Here is a 15,783-nt window from a genome sequence, read left to right as displayed (position 1 = left end):
GCGCCCCCTGCCTTGTCAATCTAAGGCATTGGCACTAACAGACAGCGCCAGAGAGACAGCTCAGCGCGGCTTGCCCAGCAACCCGGCGCGGCGCGCCGCCATCGCTGCCTGCGTGCGGTTGGACACGCCCAGCGCGGCAAAGATCGCGGAGATGTGCGCCTTGACTGTCTTCTCGGTCGTCTCCAGCCGCTCGGCGATCTGTGCATTGCGCAAGCCTTCGCACAGCAGGTGCAGCACCTCGGTCTGGCGCGACGTGAGCTGGCTGAGGATGTCGGCCGGCGCCGACAGCACGGGCATCGGCGAAGCACTCTGCGGCGACGCCTGCACCACGTTCTGCTCGCCGGCGATCACGCGGCGCAGCGCCTGCAGCAACTGCTGGCTGTCGGCCGACTTGTGGACAAAGCCATGCGCGCCCGCTTCGAGCGCGGTCTCGATGTCGTGCGGATCTTCGGAAGCCGACAGCACCAGGATGCGCAGGCCGCCCCGGCGCCGGTGCAGTTGCTTGACCAACGCGGCACCGCCCAGGTCGGGCAGGTAGTAGTCGGTCATCACGGCGTCGAGCCGGGGCAGCGTCGACAGCGCCTCCAATGCTTCGCTGCCGCTGCTGGCGGTTGCTATCTGCATCGAAGGCTCTGCCTCGCGCAAGGCAAGGAACAGGCCTTCGCGAAACATCGCGTGGTCGTCGATCAACAGAATCGTGGAGGGCATCCTCCGATTCTGTCTCCAAAGGCCGCGCGCTCAGGTTTTGGCGCGGGTTCCGTTGAGCGTGGGCAACTCGGTCGCGCTGGAGTTGACGTTCACGCTGCGATCGAAGCGCAAGTGGGGCCCCGCAAAGCGACACACCACCGTGTCGCGGAAGGCCGACTCGACGAAGGTCCATGTCATGACGAAGGTGCGCTCGTCGCGCCACTCGCCGCTGGCCACCACGCGCATGACCTCGGGCTGGTACTCGTGGTGCAGCTTGTTGCCGGTGATGGTGGTGTCGCCCTCGAAGGGCTTGCGCAAACCGACCTGTACCTTGTGCGTGCCGCGCTCGTCTTCCATCGTGAAAGTGCAGGCCTCGGGCGTGAAGTCCAGCCGCATCGACTTGACCTTCTCCGGGTTCTCGGGAAAGTCGAAGCGCTGGCCCGAGACGTTCGCGGCGACGGGCGATGCACTCGGCCTCATGGGCGGCTGCAGTTGCAGCGTGCGCGTGCGTGTCTTCAGCGCGGCGTAGTCTTTCTCGCTGGCGGCCACGGCGCCACCGAACGCTGCGGGAAAGTGCTTGTACAGAACGCCCGCGTTGAAGCCCGCCTTGGGCGGCAGTGCCGAGTTGAGCGCCAGCACCGCGTTCTGCTCGGGGAAGACGACCGAGTACTGGCCGAACAACCCGTCAGCGTTGTACGCGCCGTTCGGGCCCAGCCACCACTGGTAGCCGTACTTGTCCTTGGTGTGCGGCGCGTGCACCGAATCCACCCACTCTTTCGTGAGGATCTGCCGGCCGTTCCACTGCCCGTTCTGCGCATGCAGGATGCCGAGCTTGAGTGAGTCGACCGTCTTCCAGCTCAGGCCGTTGGCGCCGGGCGAGATGCCCTCGGGGCCCACGTCCCATTCATAGCCGGTGATGCCCATGGGATCGAACATGCGCGGCTTGAGGTAGTCGGCCGTCGATTGCCCGGTGGTCTTGGTCACGATGGCCGACAGCATGTAGGTCGCAGCGCTGGTGTAGACGAACCTGCTGCCCGGCGTGTAGACCACCGGGATCTTGAAGAACTCGGCGATCCAGCTCGTGCGGATCGGCCGCCACACCGAGCCCGACACCATCGACTCGTGACCGGTGCGCATGGTCAGCAGGTCGCGCACCGCCATCGCCGCGAGGTTGGCGCTGACGGTGGCCGGCAGGTGCTCGGGAAAGAACGACACCACCTTGTCGTCGAGGCCGAACTTGCCATCGGCAATGGCCATGCCGACCGCACACACGGTCACGCTCTTGGTGAGCGAATGCGTCATGTGGCGGCGCTCGGGCTTGTATGGGTCCCACCAGCCTTCGGCCACCACATGGCCGTTGCGCCACAGCATGAAGCTGTGCAGCTCGAACGCGCCACGCTCGGCATCGTCGAGAAAGGCAAGGATCGAGGCGGACGAAATGCCCTGCGCCTCCGGCCGGCTGCGCGGCAGGCCGTCCGCGAAGACAGGTGCCGCAGCGCCCACGGCAGCCCAGCCGATGCCGGGTATGGAAGCCATGGCCGTGCCGCCGAGTGAAAGGCGCAACAGGCCGCGGCGCGAGATGTGAGGAATGGAGGGGGTTGTTTCTTGCATGGTTCTTGGTGTTGTCTCTTGCGGGCCGTAAGCCTCACACAGTTTCGCGCCGATAGCTGTCAATCGCCTGTCGGCAATCGCAGAGAAAACCCGGTCGCCCCTGCGTGCCGGCACCCCGCAATGAGTACCTTCGACCAGAGGGAAAACGCCAAGGCCCACCTCCCCGTTCATTCCTACAGTTGAACTCGCCCGACAGGACGCCGCAGCAACAACCAAAGGAAGACGCGCCATGGAGTTCGACTACGTGATCGTGGGTGGGGGTTCCGGTGGCGCCACGCTGGCGTCCCGGCTCAGCGAAGACCCCGCCGTGAAGGTCTGCCTGATCGAAGCCGGCGGCGATGGCCGGGGCATCCTCGTGCGCGCGCCGGCGGGCACGGTGGCCATGCTGCCGGGTCGCCCACCCATCAACAACTACGCCTACCAGACGGTGCCGCAGCCGGGCCTGAACGGGCGCCGTGGCTACCAGCCGCGCGGACGCTGCCTGGGTGGCTCCAGCGCGATCAACGCCATGCTCTATGTGCGCGGCCACCGCGACGACTACGACGACTGGGAGCGTTCGGGCTGCACGGGCTGGTCCTTCGACGACGTGCTGCCCTGGTTCAAGCGCTCCGAAGGCAACCAGCGCGGCGCGAGCGCACTGCACGGCGCCGACGGCCCGCTGCAGGTGTCGGAACAGCAAAGCCCACGCGCCATCAGCGAGGCCTTCGTGCGGGCCGCAACGGAATGCGGCATTCCGCGCAACGACGACTTCAACGGCGACGAACAGGAAGGCGTGGGCCTCTACCAGGTCACGCAGTTCCACGGCGGCGCGAAGAACGGCGAACGCTGTTCTGCCGCCGCGGCCTACCTGCACCCGGTGATGGACAGCCGCCCCAACCTCACGGTGCTCACGGGCACGCAGGCCCTGCGCGTGGTGCTCGAAGACCGGCGCGCAGTTGGCGTGGAGGTGCGGCGCGGCGGCAACATCGAAACCATCCACGCGCGGCGCGAAGTGGCGTTGTGCGGCGGCGCCTTCAACTCGCCGCAGTTGCTGATGCTCTCGGGCGTCGGCGACCCCACCGAGCTGGGCCGCCACGGCATCGCGGTCAAGCATGCGCTGCCGGGCGTGGGCCAGAACCTGCAGGACCACACCGATTTCATCCTGGCCTACAAGTCGAAGGAAACCGACCTGTTCGGCATCGGCCTGGTCGGCGGCGTGCACCTCGTGCAGGCGATGCTCGAATGGCGCAGGCGCGGCACGGGCCTCATTGCCACGCCGTTTGCCGAAGGCGGTGCCTTCATCAAGTCGTCGCCCGAGCTGCGCCGCCCCGATCTGCAACTGCACTTCGTCATCGCGATCACCGACGACCATGCGCGCAAGCTGCACATGGGCTTCGGCTTTTCATGCCATGTGTGCGTGCTGCGCCCCAAGGGCCGGGGCGACGTGCGCCTGACCGACGCAAGCCCCGATTCGGCGCCGCGCATCGACCCGCGCTTTCTGTCGGATGCGGAAGACATGGCGCTGCTGCTGCAGGGCGTGAAGAAGACACGCGAGATCCTGCGCGCACCGTCGCTCGAAAAATACCGGCACAGCGAGGTCTACACGGCCGATGCCCACACCGACGAAGAACTCACGCAGCACATTCGCGCGCGCGCCGACACCATCTACCACCCGGTGGGCACCTGCAAGATGGGCATGGATGCCATGGCCGTGGTCGATGCGCAGTTGCGTGTGCACGGCATCGAGAACCTGCGCGTGGTCGATGCCTCGGTGATGCCGACGCTGATCGGCGGCAACACCAATGCGCCGACGATCATGATGGCGGAGCGCGCGGCCGGCTGGATGCGCGGGCCGATCACCTTCGACCGCGCGGTGCCAGACGCTAGAGCGCCTGCGACGAGCCCCGCACCACAAGCGCTCCCGGAAGCAGCAACTGGCGCGGCGCCGCATCCAGCCCCCGCAGCCGTTCGATCAGGCATGTAGCCGCCGTGCGGCCGATGGCATCGGTCGGTTGTGCCACGGTGCTCAGGCCGGGGCCGATCAGCGACGCCCATTCGGGATCGTCGAAGCCGACGAAGCCCAGATCGCTGCCGAACTGCCAGCCCAGCCGCGCCATCGCCTGCGCCACGCGCAAGGTGACCACGGCATTGCCGGCGACCACCGCCGCGCGACGCCCGCGCTTGGCGCGCTGGCGCAGGGCGCGCAGTGCATCGTCGAGCGCATCGCTCTCGCCTTCGACGCACTCGAAGATCTCGCCCGCCACGCGCGGCTCGTGCGCGGCCACGCAGGCGCCGAAAGCGGCCGTGCGCTCGCGCCGCGAGCTGACGCCCTTCTGCGGTTCGGTGACGTAGAGCAGCTCGCGGTAGCCGCCGTCGACCAGATGGCCGCAGGTGTCTTTCATCGCCGCATGGTTGTCGAGCGAGACGAAATCAGTGTGCATGCCGGTGTGGCGGCGGTCCACCAGAACGGCAGGCTTGCCATGCAGCGTGACCGCGTCGACCACGTTGCTGCCGCGCCCCAGCGTGTTGAGGATGAAGCCGTCGACCTGGTAGCCCGCCAATGCGTCGATGGCCTCGCGCTCGCGTTCGCTCTCGTTGCCGAGGTTGAACAGCATGACGAGGTAGCCGGCGTCCTGGCAGGCCTTCTCGGCGCCGCGCAACACCGCGACCGAGTACGGATTGGTGATGTCGGCCACGATCAGGCCGATGAGCCGCGAGCGGCCGTGGCTCAGCGCCTGCGCCATCGGGCTGGGGGAATAGGCCAGCTTGGCGATGGCGACTTCGACGCGCGCGGCGATGTCGGGGCTCAGCAGCCGCTCGCGGTGATTGAGAAAGCGCGAGACGGTGGCTTTGGAAACACCGGCGGCTTCGGCGACGTCGCCGATGGTGGCGCGACCCGTGGGCTTCATGGTCTTGCTCCTTCCCCCTCTGGGGGAAGGTTGGGATGGGGGCAGGCAGAGCGCTCGATGGAAGCGCTGCTGGCCCCCACCCCTGCCCTCCCCCGGAAGGGGAGGGAGAAAGGCCTGGCAGAGGTCATGCGGCAGCCGTGTCGAACGGCGCAGTCGGCTTCTCTCCCGCCAGCACCTGCAGCAGATTGGTCGTCGCCAGCTCCGCCATCGCATGCCGCGTCTCGTGCGTGGCCGAGCCGATGTGCGGCAGCGGCGTCACGCGCGGGTGCGTGCGCAAGGGCGAATCCTGCGGCAGCGGTTCTTTCGCGAACACGTCCAAGCCGGCCGCGCGCAGCGTACCGTGGTCCAGTGCATTCAGCAGAGCGCCTTCGTTCACCGTGGCACCGCGGCCACCGTTGATGAAGGCCGCGCCCGGCTTCATGCGGGAGAAGAAGGCGGCGTCGATCATGCCGCGCGTGGCATCGGTCAGCGGCAGCATCGCCAGCACGATGTCGGCGCGCGCGAGCAGGTCGTCCAGCGGCGTGTGGGTGGCGCGGCCTTGCAGCTCTGGCGCCTGCGCGGCCAGGTCGACCGGGCGGCGTGCGTGGTACAGCACCGGCATGCCGAAGCCCAGCGCGGCGCGGCGGGCCACGGCCTGGCCGATGCGGCCGAAGCCGAGGATGCCCAGCGTCTTGCCGTGCACGTCGGTGCCGAACAGTTCTTCGCCGATGTTCTTGGTCCAGCGGCCTTCGCGCACGAGATTCGACAGCTCGACCACGCGGCGCTGTGTGGCCATGAGGATCGCGAACACGGTGTCGGCCACGGTCTCGGTCAGCACGTCGGGCGTGTGGCACAGCACGATGCCGCGCTTGTGCAACTCGGCCAGCGGATAGTTGTCGACACCGACCGACACGCTCGATATCACCTGCAACTGCGGCGCTGCATCGAGCAGCGCGGCATCGACCGTGTGGCTCGAACCGATGAGCCCGTTCGCGGTGGCAAGCGCAGCAGCAAAGGCCTCGGGCTCCTTGCGCGGATCGGCCACGGTGACGTGGTGCGCGGCCTGCAGGCGCGCCAGTTGGTCTTCGGGCAGCGGCCGGAAGACGAGCACGTTCTTTTGCGTCATGGTCATCACAGTCCCGCTTCTTCGAGTTCGGCGCGCGTCGGCAGCCCTTCGGTATCGCCCAACACCTGCACGGCGCGTGCGCCGATCCACGCACCGCGGCGCACAGCCTCGGGCACGCTCTTGCCTTCGAGCAAAGCGTTCACCACGCCAGCCGCGAAGCCGTCGCCCGCGCCCACGGTGTCGATCACTTCCTTCACCGGAAAGCCGTCGACGCGGCCGGTGCCGGCCACATCGCTGTCGTAGTACGCGCCCTCGGCGCCGAGCTTGACCACCACCAGCTTTGCGCCGCGCTCGCGGTAGAAGCGCGCGACGGCTTCAGGCTGTGTGTGGCCGGTGAGCAGCAGGCCTTCTTCGATGCCGGGCAGCACCCAGTCGGCACGCGAGGCGAGTTCGTTGACCCAGTGGCGCATGGTCTCGGTCGACGACCACAGCGTGGGCCGCAGGTTGGTGTCGAACGAAATGGTGCGGCCGGCGGCGCGCATCACGTCCATGGACTTGAGCGCAGCCTGCAGGCTGGTGTCGGAGATGGCGGCGAACACGCCGGTGGCATGCAGGTGGCGCGCCGAGCGCAGCCAGGCCTCATCCACATCGGCCGGGCCCATGTGGCTCGCGGCGGAACCCTTGCGGTGGTATTCGATCGGCGGGTCGCTGCCATCGGTCACGCGGCCCTTGAACTGGAAGCCGGTGCGCTGCGTCGCGTCGGTGATCACGTGCGAGCAGTCGATGCCCTCGGCGCGCATGGCAGCCAGCAGCGCGCGGCCCATCGAGTCGGTGCCCAGGCGGCTGGCCCAGCCCACCTTCAGGCCCAGGCGCGACAGGCCGATGGCCACATTGGTCTCGGCACCGGCGGTGCGCTTGTGGAACGCCTGCGCGTTTTCCAGCGGGCCGGGCCGGTCGGCCACGAGCAGCAGCATCGCCTCGCCAAAGAGAGCGACATCGAAGGCGGTGGGTTCTGTCATGTGATGTGTGTTCTACGCGCGTGCAGCGCGGATGAAGTCGATCTGCGTGCGGGTGACGGCCAGCAGGTCGTCGCCCATGAGCGGGTATTCGATGGCGTGCGGCACATCGGCTGGCAGTGCGCGCAGCACCGCGCGCCACGGCGCGACTGAATCGCCCAGCGGCACCGCCACCCACTTGTGGGGCAGGCGCTGCGCACCCTTGCAATGCACGTAACGCACGCGCTGGCCGAGTGCCTGCGCGGCCTGCAGCGGGCATTCGCCGAGCCAGTGCCAGTTGCCCATGTCGAAGGTCATGCCGAGTTCGACGCCAGCGCGGTCGGCCACGTCGAAGAAGGTCTGCAATGCGGCCAGCGTGCCGGCGCGCACCGTCTGGTCGTTCTCGATCACCAGCTCGACGCGGGTTTGCGACAGCTCCACCTTCAGGCCCCAGAGCGAGCCGTGCGATGACGTTTGAAAGTCGCCGATGGACATCTTCAACCGCTTGGCACCCACGCGCGTGGCAGCGGCGATGCCGCGCTTGAGCGCGGCGCTGTCGAGCCAGCCGCCTTCGGCCCACAGGCCCTCGGGGCTGGAATACACGGAGGCGAGGCCGTTCAGCGCGGGCAGTTCGGCATCGGCGTCGCGCAACATCTCGCCGCGCACTTCCACCGAATCGGCGCCTGCGGCCAATGCGAGCTGCGAACACCAGAGCTGGCCGTGCCGCCCCACCTCGGCCGCACCGAAGGACGACAGAGAAATCAGGACCTCGAAGGACATCAGTGGCCCTGGTGCGAGCTGAGGATCTGGCCGAGGAACTGGCGCGTGCGCTCGTCCTTGGGGTTGCCGAAGAATTCTTCGGGTGGCGCCTGCTCGACGATCTTGCCTTCGGCCATGAAGATCACGCGGTCGGCCACGCTGCGGGCAAAGCCCATCTCGTGCGTCACGCATAGCATGGTCATGCCGTCTTCGGCCAAGCCGATCATGGTGTCGAGCACTTCCTTGACCATCTCGGGGTCGAGCGCCGAAGTGGGCTCGTCGAACAGCATGATCTTGGGCGACATGCACAGCGCGCGCGCAATCGCCACGCGCTGTTGCTGCCCACCCGAAAGCTGGCTCGGGTACTTCTTCGCCTGCTCGGGAATGCGCACGCGGGTGAGGTACTTCATGGCCACCTCTTCCGCCTGCGCCTTGGTCATGCCACGCGAACGCATCGGCGCCAGCGTGCAGTTCTCAAGAATGGTGAGGTGCGGGAACAGGTTGAACTGCTGGAACACCATGCCGACTTCGGCGCGCACCGCGTCGACGTTCTTGCCGCCGGCCGTCAGGTCGATGCCATCGACCACGATGCGGCCCTTCTGCACCGTCTCCAGTCGGTTGATGCAGCGGATGAGCGTCGACTTGCCCGAGCCCGACGGGCCACAGATCACGATGCGCTCGCCCTGGCGCACCGACAGGTCGATGCCCGTCAGGACCTGGAATTCACCGTACCACTTGTTGACCGCTTCCATGCGGATGATGGCATCCGTGGTGGTGGCGGCGGTTGTGACTGCGTCCGTCATGCTTTGGGTTCCGTCGTCGGTTCAGCGCTGGGCTCAGTTCATCTTCGGCAGGTCGACCTGCAGCCACTTCTGGTAGAGCTTGTTCAGCTCGCCATTGGCGGTGTTCTTCTGCACGAACTCGTTGACGGCCTTGGCCAGCTCTTCCTGGCCCGGACGCATCGCGATCCCCATCGATTGCTGCACCAGCGTGAACTTGTTTTCGTAGGTGTTGGCAGGCACGCGCTTGGCGATTTGCGCCGCGACAGTCACCGAGCAGCCGATGGCATCGACCTGGCCAGAGATCAGCGCCTGCATGGCCGATGCGTCGTCGTCGAAGCGGCGGATTTCGGTGCCTTCCGGTGCGGCCTTGGTCACGGCCACGTCTTGCGTGGACGCACGGGCCACGCCCACGCGCAGGCCCTTCAGGTCGGCTGCCGCCTTGATGGGGGTCTTGCTCGCGCCATACAGCACGATGGTCGCTGCCGCATACGGCTGCGAGAACTGCACCTGCTTCGAGCGCTCGGGCGTGATGGCCAGCGAAGCGACGAGCACGTCGACCTTGTTGGTCAGCAGGAAGGGAATGCGGTTCGGGCCGGTCACCGGCACGATGTTGGCCTTGACGCCCCAGTCCTTGGCCAGCAGCTTGGCCACGTCGGCGTCGTAGCCGTCGGGCTGGTTCTTGGCGTCGGTGGTGCCGTAGGGCGGAAAGTCGACCAGCATGCCGATGGTGATCTCGCCCTTCTTCTTGATGTCGGCCACGCTCTGGGCCGAGGCGAAGGGTGCGAACACGGTCAGCGCGGCGCCGAGGCCCAGGGCTGCGATGGCAGCGCGGCGGGTGGTGGTAATGCTCATTGGATGTGTCTCCTGAATAAAGAAAGGAAGCGACGAGAAAAAGAAACGGGAATCAGCGTGCAAGCGCCTGGGCTTGCTTGCGCTCCATGCGCGCGGCCAGCAATGAAAGAGGCCAGCAGATCACGAAGTAGATGGCGGCCACCACCGAGAACACGATCAGCGGCTGGAAGGTGGCGTTGTTGATGATCTGCCCGGCGCGCGTGATCTCGGTGAAGCCGATGATGGCCGCCAGCGATGTGCCCTTGATGATCTGCACCAGGTAGCCCACCGTGGGCGCAAGCGCGATCTTGAAGGCCTGCGGCAGCACCACGTCGCGCATGCGGGCGGTGTACTTCAGGCTCAGTGCCTCGGCCGCTTCCCACTGGCCGCGCGGAATGGCCTCGATGCAACCGCGCCAGATTTCGCCGAGGAAGGCCGCGCTGTTCAGGATCAGCGCCACGCCCGCGGCAATCCACGGGTTGATGTCCAGCCCCAGCACCGGTGCGCCGAAGAAGATCAGGAACAGCTGCAGCAGCAGCGGCGTGCCCTGGAAGATCTGGATGAAGGTGGTCGCAACGGCGCGCGCGCCCTTCGACTCGGAGGTGCGCATGAGCGCGATGATCAGCCCGAGGATCGCGCCGCCGACGAAGGCGATGGCCGAGAGCGCGAGCGTCCACTTGGCCGCTTCGAGGATGAAAAGGAATTCGGGAAAGCCGAAGGTACGCATGATGGTTCTTGCTCCGTCCGTCGCCTGTTACCGGCGGTCCGGGTAGTTGAGCGCGCGCTTGTAGATCAGCTTGAACATGGCCGAGAAGGCCAATGCCAGCGCCAGGTAGATGGCGGCCACCACGATGTAGATCTCGAAACTGCGGAAGGTCTGCGACTGCAGGTTGGCGGCCACCGAGGTCAGGTCGTCGGCCGAGATGACCGACACCACGGCCGAACTGAGCATCAGCAGGATGAACTGGCTGGTGAGCGCCGGATAGATGGCCTTGAGCGCGGGCTTGATGATGACGAAGCGGAAGATTTCCCAGGGCTTGAGGTTCAGCGCCCTGCCCGCCTCGATCTGCCCCTTGGGAATCGACTCGATGCCCGCGCGGATGATTTCGGTCGCATACGCGCCGAGGTTCACCACCATGGCCACCAGCGCGGCCGTCTGTGGCGACCAGCGCAGCCCGATGGCCGGCAGCGCGAAGAAGAAAAAGAACAGCTGCACGATGAACGGCGTGTTGCGGATCACCTCGATGTAGGCATTGACGATGAAGCGCAGCCAGCCCGGCCCCGAGGTCTTGCCCCAGGCGCAGAAGATCGCGACCACCAGGCCCAGCACCGTGGCAATGAGCGAGAGCTGGACGGTGATCCAGGTGCCCTTGAGCAACAGCGGCCAGGCGGCGAAGACGGCGTCGAATTGAAACTGGTAGTTCATGGTGGAGCGACCGCGAATGGCCACATGCATGCTCAAAAAGCAATGCTTGCAGCTTATATGAAACCGGTTTCAGGCCGAGCTAGGGATTCCCCTAGGTGGGCGTTTTATCCCACCTTGCGCAGGCCCTGCCGGGCCGGGGGCGCAGATATTGCACACGGCCTAATATCCCGTTGGCCCCCTTCGGAACACCGCTCAGGATCAGTGCATGCGCATCGCCATCGTCTCCGACATCCATGGAAATCTTCCCGCGCTCGAAGCGGTGGTCAAGGACATCGGTCGCCGCGGCGTCGACGCCGTCGTCAATCTGGGTGACAGCCTCTCGGGTCCGTTGAGGCCACTGGAGACTGCGCAATTCCTGATGGCGCAAGACTGGGTTCATCTCGCCGGCAACCACGAGCGGCAGCTCCTCACCGTGCCCGCCGGCCGGCGCGGCCCGTCCGATGCGTTCGCGCATTCACAGCTTGGCGCGAAGGAATTCGAGTGGCTGGCCTCGCTGAAACCGAGTCTTCGCTTCAGCCCGCAAGTCATGCTCTGCCACGGCACGCCGGACAGCGACCTTGCGTACTTTCTGGAGACGGTCGAGCCCGGGTGCTTTCGCGCGGCCACGATGCCGGAGATCGACGAGCGGCTCGGTCAGGTCGATGCCGAGCTGATCGCCTGCGGGCACACGCATGTGCCGCGCGTGGTTCGCGCATCCAGCGGGCAGTTGATCGTCAATCCGGGCAGCGTCGGGTTGCCGGGGTACGACGACATTCATCCCTGGCCGCATGTCGTGGAAACGGGTTCGCCGGATGCGCGCTACGCCATCGTCGAGCGATCGGAAGACGGCTGGATTTCCACGCTGGTTTCGGTGCCGTACGACCACGCGAAGATGGCGGCACTGGCCTTGTCGCGCGGGCGGCCCGACTGGGCGAGTGCGCTGTCTACCGGGCGTCTGCCGTAGGGCCTTCGATCAATCGCCCAACACGATGTCGGCGCTCGCGATCGCGCGGATCGGCACGCCGAAGCTGGAGATGTCCGACAGCGTGGCGTTGTGGTGCGCCCTGATCTGCGCGCCCGTGGCGTGCGGCTTGTCGTGCGAGGTGTGCGCATCGGCCGCGAGCACCACTTCGTCGTAGGCCAGCGCGGCGGCACGTCGCGTGGTGGTGTCCACGCAGAACTCCGATGAATAGCCACAGATGACCACGCGCCGCACGCCCTGCCCCGACAGCCACGCTTCGAGCGGCGTGCGCAGGAAGGAGTCGGGCGTGGTCTTGCGGATCTTCGTGTCGCGCGTGTCGACGTGCAGTGCACCAGCGAGCTGCCATCGTTCGGAATCGAATTCCAGGTCGACGGCGTTCTCGTGCTGGATGAAGACCACGGGCACGCCGGCCGCGCGGGCGCGCTCGGTGAGCGCGTTGATGCGCCGGATCACTTCTTCGGCTTCGTGAGGACGCGGCACATCGTCATAAAGGCCGTGCTGCATGTCGATGACGAGGATGGCAGTTTTCATGGGATTGGAAAGAAGGGCTCTGGACGGGGCAGAGTATGCCGCCCACCACGAACCGCGCGCCGACTCACTGCCAGGCGCTGACTTCCAGCCGCACCTTGCCGCTGATGCCCGGCGCCGCCGGCGCAGCGCCCAGGCTGGACAGTGGCACGATGAATTGCAGCTTGCCGCCGGTCAGTTGCTTCGGGCTCATCGGCAGCGAGGCCTGCCCCGCGGTGTCGGTCTGCCAGCCGTACTTGACGTTCCAGTTCTGCGCCGCGTCGTCCGCCGCGGGCGGCGTCAGTTCGATGACCAGCGTGTCGCGAAACAGCGAGCTGCCTTCGTAGTGGCCGTCGAGCCAGAACTTGTTGTTGACCTGGTAGTCGGGCACGCGCACGCCCAGCGTCATGGCATAGGCGAGTGTCGGGCGGTCCTGGTTCACGCGGGCCTTGTTGGCAAGGAACACGGTCGACAGGTAGATCGAGCGGCGCTCGGGCGTGGCCGGGTCGGTCAGCTCCTTGTGCGTGCGGCAGGCGGGCGAGTCTTCTTCCGCCACGCGTCGGCTCAAATACCAGCGCTTGCCGCGCGGCGCGGCGAGTAATTCGACCTGGTAGAGCGCATCGACGTCGGCGCCCGCGGGCAGGTCGGGCGGCAAGGTCACGCCATCGACATCGAACCACAGGTCGACCCGCACGTCGCCGAACAGAAAGCGCACGAGGTTCTGGTAGGCCTCTTCGGAATTGACGATGCCGAAGTAGCCCGAGTGCGAACGGAAGGCGTAGGCGGTGGCCACCGGGCGCGTGTTGCCCGCATCGTCGATGGACCAGAGCGAGGCGTTCTCGATGCGCACCAGCCCGTCGCTGCCGTGGCCCGCGAACATGCGCGACAGGCCCTTGGCGGTTTCGTAGTCGCCCCGGTTGGAGCCGACCATGCAGAAGAAGCGCTCGGCCGGAAAGGCCGAGGTCGGCAAGTAGTCCATGCGTCCGTTGACCGCTGGCGTGGCGAGGTAGTCCGACATCTTGTCGCGGTTGAAGGTGTTCATCTCGTTCGCCGTGAGCCAGGCCGGCACGTTGATGCCGCCCATCTCGATGCCGTTGTGCGGCGTGGCATAGGTGAACACCTTGTCGACGCAGGCGCGCGCATCCGCGTCGCCCAGCGCGGGGTTCTGCAGGAAGGCGCGCACCACGAGGCCGCCCATCGAGTGCGCGACGAGGTAGCAGCGGAAGTCGGCGAGCGAATAGCCCGGCCCCTCGCGCTGCGCCACGAGGTCGCGCACGCGCAGGATCAACTGGCTCAGGCCCTGCGCGTAGACCTTCACGTCTCTAGCCTGGCCATCGCCCAGCAACTCGGAGCCGCTGTCGTAGTAGCGGTAGATGACGACCGAAGCCGAGGGAATGCCGTCCACGTTGTTGCCGTTCTCGTCGGGCGAAGGCTTCCAGTCGTCATCGAGGATGTCCAGGCCGTTCTGGTAGACGCTCTGGTACTGGAAGTCGGCCAGCAAGCGCACCACCGGCGACTCGAAAACGAACTTCTGCGCCGCGGCATCCTTCTTGACGGTGGCGCGATAGACCGTGGAGCCGGCGTTGAAGCCGCAGAACGGATCAGCCGCGGTGTCGTCGCGCTCGGCCTCGGTCATGGCGTAGCCGCGCACGTAGATGATGGGATAGCGATTGCCACTCATGCCTTGCCTCCTTCAAGCCCGATGGAAGCCCGCCAGTGTGCCGGGCCGGGATGACGGTCGCCATACCGCGCATGGCATAGGACTCGGACTGTTCAGGGCGCTGTTGTTCAGGCCGACGCTCACGCCGACACGGGGCTCTTTTTCGCGAATATCCCCCGCTTCGCTCCTCCTTTATTTAGCTAAAAAGAGCCCCGTATCGGCGTGAGCGTTGGACAGAGCGGTCGTTGATCGGCTGTACACCAGCAGCGTGCCCTGGTGCGAATGACACTGGGTGCTCCCCGCAGCGAAATAAAGGAGGAGCGAAGCGGGGGACATTCGCACAGGGGAGCACCCGGTGTCATTCGCACTCGCCCTGGACAGCAGCGCCTCGAACAAATGCCCCTGCACCCAGAATGTTTCTACGGCTGAAACCATTGAAACGTCCGTCGTGGCTAGTCTCACGTCATCCCACAAACACAATGCAGAGGGCTTTCTTATGGCTGAAGATTCGGGCTCGCAGGGGTCATATCTGCCCCAGATCCTGCGCCGAGGCACCGCGCTCGCCGCAGCCAGTTGCGCCTTTGTCGCGGGCTGCAGCGCCGCCAGCGGCGAGGCGCGCTACGACAACTCGCCGCAGTTCAAGGACGGCGGCTTCCACAACATGGCCAACCCCGACCTGCCGGCCCAGGCCAGCGCATGGCGCATCTGGTCGCGCTTCATCGTGGGCAGCAAGGTCGACAGCGTGCCGGTCGATGCGATTCCCGTGCAACCGATCGACAGGGCTGCGCTCGACGCGCTCGACGTCAAGGCCAACCACGTGGTGCGCCTGGGCCATTCGTCGCACCTGCTCAAGCTGCGCGGCAAGTACTGGCTGATCGACCCGGTGTTCAGCGAGCGCGTCTCGCCGGTGCAATGGGCCGGGCCGAAGCGCTTTCACAAACCGCCGATCGCGCTGGAGCAACTACCGCCCATCGAGGGCGTGGTGCTCTCGCACGACCACTACGACCACCTCGACCTGGCGACCATCGAACACCTCGCCAAGAGCGCGCAGCGCTACTTCGTGCCGCTGGGTGTGCGCTCACGCCTGCTGGTGATGGGCGTACCGCCCGAACGCGTGACCGAACTCGACTGGTGGCAAGAGGCCGAGCACGACGGCGTGAAGCTCACCGCCACGCCCGCGCAGCATTTCTCGGGCCGCACGCTGGGCGACCGCGACCGCACGCTGTGGGCCTCGTGGGTGCTGCAAAGCGGCGACCAGCGCATCTTCTACAGCGGCGACTCGGGCTACTTCCCGGGCTTCAAGCAGATCGGCGAGCGCCTCGGCGGCTTCGACATCGCGCTGATGGAAAACGGCGCCTACGACGCCATGTGGCCCGCCGTGCACATGACGCCCGAGCAGAGCGTGCAGGCCTTCGAGGATCTGCGCGGCAAGGTGTTCTTCTCGGTGCACAACAGCACCTTCGACCTGGCCTTCCACACCTGGCACGACCCGCTGGACCGCATCGCGGCGCTGACCGAAGCGAAGAAGATCGAGCTGGCGACGCCGGTGATCGGCGAAGCGGTGACGGTGGGTGTGGCGCGGACCAACACGCGCTGGTGGGTCGGGCTGAAGTAGCACGCGCTGCCGCCAC

General features: G+C 66.6%; 15 protein-coding genes. 3 read left to right on the top strand and 12 right to left on the bottom strand.

Annotated elements, in window-relative coordinates:
- Nucleotides 1–60: 60 nt before the first annotated feature.
- Together H7F35_RS23990 and H7F35_RS23985 are read right to left on the bottom strand one after the other, a co-directional pair.
- Nucleotides 61–708 carry a response regulator transcription factor gene (locus H7F35_RS23990; protein WP_187109058.1) on the bottom strand — a complete coding sequence of 216 codons (648 nt, stop codon included), beginning with the start codon at nt 706–708 and terminating at the stop codon, nt 61–63.
- Between the two features lie 30 nt (nt 709–738).
- The gene (locus H7F35_RS23985) at nt 739–2,298 is read right to left on the bottom strand and encodes a serine hydrolase domain-containing protein (protein ID WP_187109057.1); all 1,560 of its coding nucleotides are present in this window, start codon (nt 2,296–2,298) and stop codon (nt 739–741) included.
- A gap of 229 nt (nt 2,299–2,527) precedes the next feature.
- Here H7F35_RS23985 and H7F35_RS23980 point away from each other — a divergent pair, with 229 nt between their 5' ends.
- Nucleotides 2,528–4,261, top strand: a complete 1,734-nt coding sequence (locus tag H7F35_RS23980) for a GMC family oxidoreductase (protein ID WP_187109056.1) — start codon at nt 2,528–2,530, stop codon at nt 4,259–4,261.
- Here H7F35_RS23980 and H7F35_RS23975 read toward each other — a convergent pair.
- From H7F35_RS23975 to H7F35_RS23940, 8 genes are all read right to left on the bottom strand, one after another.
- Nucleotides 4,161–5,186 carry a LacI family DNA-binding transcriptional regulator gene (locus tag H7F35_RS23975; RefSeq protein ID WP_187109055.1) on the bottom strand — a complete coding sequence of 342 codons (1,026 nt, stop codon included), beginning with the start codon at nt 5,184–5,186 and terminating at the stop codon, nt 4,161–4,163. The genes H7F35_RS23980 and H7F35_RS23975 overlap by 101 nt on opposite strands.
- Nucleotides 5,187–5,310: 124 nt before the next feature.
- Complete coding sequence (locus tag H7F35_RS23970) at nt 5,311–6,297, bottom strand: 2-hydroxyacid dehydrogenase (protein ID WP_187109054.1); 987 nt, start codon at nt 6,295–6,297, stop codon at nt 5,311–5,313.
- Complete coding sequence (locus H7F35_RS23965; RefSeq protein WP_187109053.1) at nt 6,297–7,250, bottom strand: sugar kinase; 954 nt, start codon at nt 7,248–7,250, stop codon at nt 6,297–6,299. The genes H7F35_RS23970 and H7F35_RS23965 overlap by 1 nt, the downstream gene beginning before the upstream one ends.
- Nucleotides 7,251–7,262: 12 nt before the next feature.
- Complete coding sequence (locus H7F35_RS23960) at nt 7,263–8,006, bottom strand: sugar phosphate isomerase/epimerase family protein (RefSeq protein WP_187109052.1); 744 nt, start codon at nt 8,004–8,006, stop codon at nt 7,263–7,265.
- Nucleotides 8,006–8,788 carry an amino acid ABC transporter ATP-binding protein gene (locus tag H7F35_RS23955; protein ID WP_187109051.1) on the bottom strand — a complete coding sequence of 261 codons (783 nt, stop codon included), beginning with the start codon at nt 8,786–8,788 and terminating at the stop codon, nt 8,006–8,008. The genes H7F35_RS23960 and H7F35_RS23955 overlap by 1 nt, the downstream gene beginning before the upstream one ends.
- Before the next feature lie 33 nt (nt 8,789–8,821).
- Entirely contained in the window at nt 8,822–9,619 is a 798-nt protein-coding gene (locus H7F35_RS23950) for a transporter substrate-binding domain-containing protein (protein WP_187109050.1), read from the bottom strand.
- A gap of 52 nt (nt 9,620–9,671) precedes the next feature.
- On the bottom strand, nt 9,672–10,325 hold the full coding sequence (locus H7F35_RS23945) for an amino acid ABC transporter permease (RefSeq protein ID WP_187108627.1): 654 nt from the start codon (nt 10,323–10,325) through the stop codon (nt 9,672–9,674).
- 27 nt (nt 10,326–10,352) lie between these two features.
- Entirely contained in the window at nt 10,353–11,024 is a 672-nt protein-coding gene (locus tag H7F35_RS23940; RefSeq protein ID WP_187108626.1) for an amino acid ABC transporter permease, read from the bottom strand.
- 205 nt (nt 11,025–11,229) lie between these two features.
- On the opposite strand from H7F35_RS23940, the gene H7F35_RS23935 reads away from it, so the two are divergent.
- Nucleotides 11,230–11,967 carry a metallophosphoesterase family protein gene (locus H7F35_RS23935; RefSeq protein ID WP_187109049.1) on the top strand — a complete coding sequence of 246 codons (738 nt, stop codon included), beginning with the start codon at nt 11,230–11,232 and terminating at the stop codon, nt 11,965–11,967.
- A 9-nt stretch (nt 11,968–11,976) separates the two neighbouring features.
- Here the strand turns inward: H7F35_RS23935 and H7F35_RS23930 are convergent, their stop codons facing one another.
- Together H7F35_RS23930 and H7F35_RS23925 are read right to left on the bottom strand one after the other, a co-directional pair.
- A complete protein-coding gene (locus H7F35_RS23930; RefSeq protein ID WP_187109048.1) occupies nt 11,977–12,516 on the bottom strand; it encodes a cysteine hydrolase family protein in 540 nt (179 codons plus the stop codon).
- A 64-nt stretch (nt 12,517–12,580) separates the two neighbouring features.
- Nucleotides 12,581–14,173, bottom strand: a complete 1,593-nt coding sequence (locus tag H7F35_RS23925) for an esterase/lipase family protein (RefSeq protein ID WP_187109047.1) — start codon at nt 14,171–14,173, stop codon at nt 12,581–12,583.
- A gap of 475 nt (nt 14,174–14,648) precedes the next feature.
- On the opposite strand from H7F35_RS23925, the gene H7F35_RS23920 reads away from it, so the two are divergent.
- Nucleotides 14,649–15,767, top strand: coding sequence for an MBL fold metallo-hydrolase (locus tag H7F35_RS23920; protein WP_187109046.1), 1,119 nt, complete (start codon nt 14,649–14,651; stop codon nt 15,765–15,767).
- The last annotated feature ends 16 nt before the right edge of the window (nt 15,768–15,783 follow it).

The organism is Variovorax sp. PAMC26660, from assembly GCF_014302995.1.
Lineage (GTDB): Bacteria > Pseudomonadota > Gammaproteobacteria > Burkholderiales > Burkholderiaceae_C > Variovorax.
Note: the sequence above shows the minus strand (reverse complement) of the source record. Positions and strands in the feature narration are given on the sequence as shown.